The following is a 4,964-nucleotide window of genomic DNA, read 5'->3' as shown; positions in this document are numbered from 1 at the left end:
CATTCCTTCGGGTAAGGGTGGCCGGGCGCTGATCTCCATAGAAAACGGCAGCAGGGTGCTGAAAACCTTCTGGACAGATACCAAGCCTGGACAGACTCAATTTACCTTCAAAGCGGAAGCTGTAATGGCGCCAAATGTTTTTGCCAATGTTACTTTATTGCAGCCGCATGCGCAGACAGTCAATGACCTGCCGATCCGTATGTACGGGGCTATTCCTTTGCTGATTGAAGATCCGCAGACGATATTGAAGCCGCTGATCAAAATGGCCGATAAGATCAAACCGGAAACTGAAAATACCATTACTGTAGCTGAGCAAAATGGTAAAGCGATGACCTATACCATTGCGATTGTAGATGAAGGCTTACTTGACCTCACAAGGTTTAAAACTACTGACCCTCATGGGGTATTCTATGCACGTGAAGGGCTGGGGGTAAAAACCTGGGACTTGTTTGACTATGTGCTTGGCGCATGGGGCGGCAACCTGGAGCGCATCCTGAGTATTGGTGGTGATGGTTCGATCAACAGGAACCTGAACCCGGCCAAGGCCAACAGGTTTGTTCCCGTGGTCAAATACCTGGGGCCTTTTGCTCTGGGCAAAGGGGAAAGCAAAGTGCATAAATTTAAACTGCCGCAGTATATTGGTGCGGTTAGGGCCATGGTCGTGGCTGGTCAGGACGGTGCTTATGGTTTTGCCGAGAAATCAGTGCAGGTCAAAAAGCCGCTGATGCTACTGGCTACCCTGCCAAGGGTGATCGGTCCGGGCGAGAGCTTTACGCTTCCTGCTACCATATTTGCGACAGAACCGAACTTAAAAAATGTTTCGGTGCAGCTAAAAGCCACGAACCTGCAGGTCATTGGCGGGGCTTCAAAACAGTTGGCCTTCAGACAACCGGGAGAACAGCTTACTTATTTCCAGATCAAAGCACCTGAGCTTATTGGCATTGCCAAGGTCCAGATCACCGCACAAAGCGGAACTGAAAAGGCGGTCTACAATGTTGAAATGGACATCAGGAATCCGAATCCGTATGTTACCAATGTGGTTTCTGCGGTGATTCAGCCGGGGACCAACTGGTCAGTCGGGTATGCCCCAATAGGAATGAACGGTACCAATTCCGGATCGGTAGAGTTGTCGGCCATACCTCCTATTGACCTTAAAAAACGCCTCAGCTACCTGATGCAGTATCCGCATGGTTGTGTGGAGCAGACCACTTCTTCTGTATTCCCGCAGTTGTTTCTGGATAAACTGACCGCACTGAATGAATCACAAAAAGCAAAAACGGAAATGAATGTCAAGGCGGGCATCAACAGGCTTCGCGGGTTTCAAACTCCTGACGGTGGCTTGAGCTACTGGCCTGGTGAAGGCAATTCTGATGAATGGGGCACCAATTATGCAGGCCATTTCCTGATCGAAGCTCAAAACGCGGGTTATTCGCTGCCAGTCGGCATGGCCGATGAACTGCTGCGTTACCTGAAAGCAAAAGCCTCGGGCTGGGTGCCAAACAGCACTAATTTTTATGGCGGCGATTTGTCGCAGGCTTACCGTTTATACGTACTTGCACTGGCCAAAAGGCCGGATATTGCTGCCATGAACCGCCTGAGGGGTTTTGAGTACCTGTCTGTTACCGCCAAATGGCGACTGGCAGCAGCTTATAAACTTGCAGGGCAAAATGATGCGGCTGGTAACCTGATCAAAGGTTTAGCTACAGAGATCCAGCCTTATAATCAACTGGGTGGCACCTATGGTTCGGATGTACGTGATGAGGCCATGATCCTGGAGACACTGACCTTACTGGGCCGTACTTCTGCCGCCGCGCAGATCCTGCAAACGGTTGCTGCTAAAATGGGTAAAGGCAGTTGGTACAGCACACAGACTACCGCTTATAGCTTACTGGCTATTGCCAAATTCTGTGGTCAGAATAAATCGTCTGCCAGTTTAAAATATAGTTATACCATTGATGGCAAGAAAGGAAATGTAAATTCGGCAGAGTACATCATCAGCACGCCACTGACATTTAAAAGCGGAAGTTTTGCCGGGCAAGGTGCAGTGTCTGTTGCAAATACAGGCGACAGGGTATTGTTTGCCCGCCTGATCCTGCAGGGTCAGCCTTCGGCCGGACAGAATACCTTCCTGCCCAACAATCCCGATGCGCTTGACATGAGCATTAGCTATAAGCTACTGAATGGCAAGCCTCTGGATCCGGTTACTTTAAGACAGGGTACAGATTTTTATGCGGAAGTGACGATTAAGAATCCGGGCCGGATGGGGTATTACGAACAGATGGCATTGACGCAGATCTTTCCTTCGGGCTGGGAGATCATCAATACCAGGCTCAATGACAACGAAGGTATCATTGCCTCCTCGCCTTATGCCGACCGGGACATCAGGGACGACCGGGTGTTCACTTATTTTAACGTGAGGGAAAACGAGACTGTAGTCTACAAGGTGTTGCTGAATGCATCCTACATCGGCAGGTATTATTTATCGGCTGTACAGTGCGAAGCGATGTACAACAACAATATCAGTGCTACCGAAGCTGGTAAGTGGGTTGAGGTAGTCAAATAGACAGATGCTGGCCCCGGGGTTACAGCCTGGGCCAGACATTGATAAAAAGGTGTTTGATAAACCCGATGAAGAATCTTAAAAACGCAGCAAATTTTTCCATGACTGTTGGTTTGTTTTAGTTAGTTTGTGGTAGTTGATTTGTTATATATCAGCGATTATGGAAAAATGTTACCTGAAGAGGTCTCGCCGAAACAAGAGATCTCTCCTGTCGTCGAGATGACAAGCTGTGACAACAAAAAACTTATTAAATAAAAGGATTGCCAAGCATGATGACACCAAATAAGAAAATTGCCATTTCGGATATTCTATTCTTGCTCCTGGTTATTTTCTTCCTGTTTTCATTGCCCGGACAATTATTTAAATCCCCGACTTCATTTGTGGTTGAGGCATCTGACGGGCAATTATTAAGCGCATCTATTGCCAAAGACGGACAGTGGCGTTTTCCTGTTGCTGATTCTGTACCAGTCAGGTTTGCGCAGTGCCTGATTGCTTTTGAAGACAAGCGCTTCTACCAGCACCCGGGTGTAGACTTTATTGCTATGGCCAGGGCTATACGTCAAAACGTCCGGGCCAAAAGTGTGGTCAGCGGCGGTAGTACCATCACCATGCAGGTGATCAGGCTTTCGCGTGGTGCAGACAGAACCCTGTGGCAGAAACTGATAGAGGTTTTGCTGGCATTCCGGCTGGAATTTACCAATTCTAAACAAGACATATTGAAGCTGTATGCTGGCAATGCGCCATTTGGAAGCAATGTAGTCGGTCTGGATGCGGCAGCCTGGCGTTATTTTGGCCGCAATGCGGAAAGCCTGTCCTGGGGAGAAATGGCAACGCTGGCTGTACTTCCCAATAGCCCTTCGCTGGTCCGCCCCGGAAGAAACGCAGCAAGGCTGATCAAAAAAAGAAATGACCTGCTGGATAAAATGGCTTCATTGCAAATTCTGGACAAGACCATTGCAGATCTGTCAAAACTGGAGCCCATCCCTGGTGAGCCCTTACCCCTTCCTCAAAACGCACCCCATTTACTGAACAGATTTAAAACGGAATATCAAACAGGCATGCCAAAGGCTACGCCTAACAGTACCTCCACCCGCATCACTTCTACTTTAGATTATGACCTGCAACTGCGTGTAAATGAACTATTAAAGCGGTACAACAACCGCTATCGTGCAAACGGCATCAACAACATCGCTGCACTGGTTCTCGATGTAAAAAAAGGCACGGTGATCAGCTATGCGGGCAATATTTACCAGCCGGAAAACAAAGAACTGGAAAGTCATGTGGACATGATCAAAGCGCCCCGAAGTCCGGGCAGCACACTAAAACCCTTTTTATACGCAAGTATGCTCAATGATGGTTTTATTTTACCCAAAACACTGGTCGCTGATATCCCTACTCAAATAAGCGGCTATTCGCCTCAAAATTATGATATGGGTTATGATGGTGCTATACAGGCAGATCGTGCCCTGAGCCGCTCTTTAAACATCCCTGCGGTCAAGATGCTGCAAAATTATAAGTACCCGAGATTTTATGATAAACTCAAACAGTTTGGCTTCAGCACATTGAGCCGGCCGGCAGACCATTATGGCCTGTCACTCATACTGGGCGGCAGCGAGGTCACCATGTGGGACCTTGCAAAGGCATATATGGGGATGGCAAGAACATTAAACCACTTTAATGACTACAAAGGGCGGTATAATCCGCACGATTATGATCCTCCGGTTTATTTCCGTTCGCTGGATGAGCATGGCCAACCCATAAGCCGTGACGAACGTTTTGATCAGTTCCAGACGCAAATCAACTCCATTATCGATCACGGCTCAATCTGGAATACTTTTAATGCCATGGAGGAGCTGATGCGGCCCGGCGAGGAAGGTCTGTGGGAGCAATTTTCTTCTTCACAAAGGCTGGCCTGGAAAACGGGTACCAGTTTTGGTTTCAGGGACGCCTGGGCCGTCGGGCTCACGTCAGATTATGTCGTTTGCGTATGGGCAGGCAACGCTGATGGCGAAGGCCGGCCTGGGCTAACCGGAATAGATGTTGCTGCGCCCGTTCTATTTGATATTTTTAAACAGCTGCCTGCGGGAAAATGGTTTAAAACGCCTAAAAACAAATTGAAACAAATGATGGTTTGCCGCCAGAGCGGCTACAAGGCAGGAGAATATTGTACAGATAAAGTGTTGCAGCTGGTATCCCCCGCCGGGGAAAAAACGGCACTCTGTCCCTATCATAAAATGATCCACCTGGACCGCACAGGTACCTACAGGATCACAGATGAATGCGAGCAGCCTTCTCTGATGGTCCATAAAGCCTGGTTTGTACTGCCTCCGGCAATGGAATATTATTACAAGATCAAGAACAGTGATTATAGGGACCTGCCCGTTTATAAACCGGGTTGCGGCAA

The 4,964-nt window shown here is 48.3% G+C and carries 2 protein-coding genes; both read left to right on the top strand.

Annotated features, from left to right (window positions below; all coding sequences use genetic code 11):
• A partial coding sequence (locus tag VK541_RS25105) for an alpha-2-macroglobulin family protein (protein ID WP_324373391.1) occupies nt 1–2,563 on the top strand: 2,563 nt, incomplete at its 5' end.
• A 266-nt stretch (nt 2,564–2,829) separates the two neighbouring features.
• Nucleotides 2,830–4,964: penicillin-binding protein 1C (gene pbpC / locus VK541_RS25100; protein WP_324373390.1), on the top strand; the 2,135-nt coding region annotated here is incomplete at its 3' end.

Source organism: Pedobacter sp. (assembly GCF_035317785.1).
GTDB lineage: Bacteria > Bacteroidota > Bacteroidia > Sphingobacteriales > Sphingobacteriaceae > Pedobacter.
Note: the sequence above shows the minus strand (reverse complement) of the source record. Positions and strands in the feature narration are given on the sequence as shown.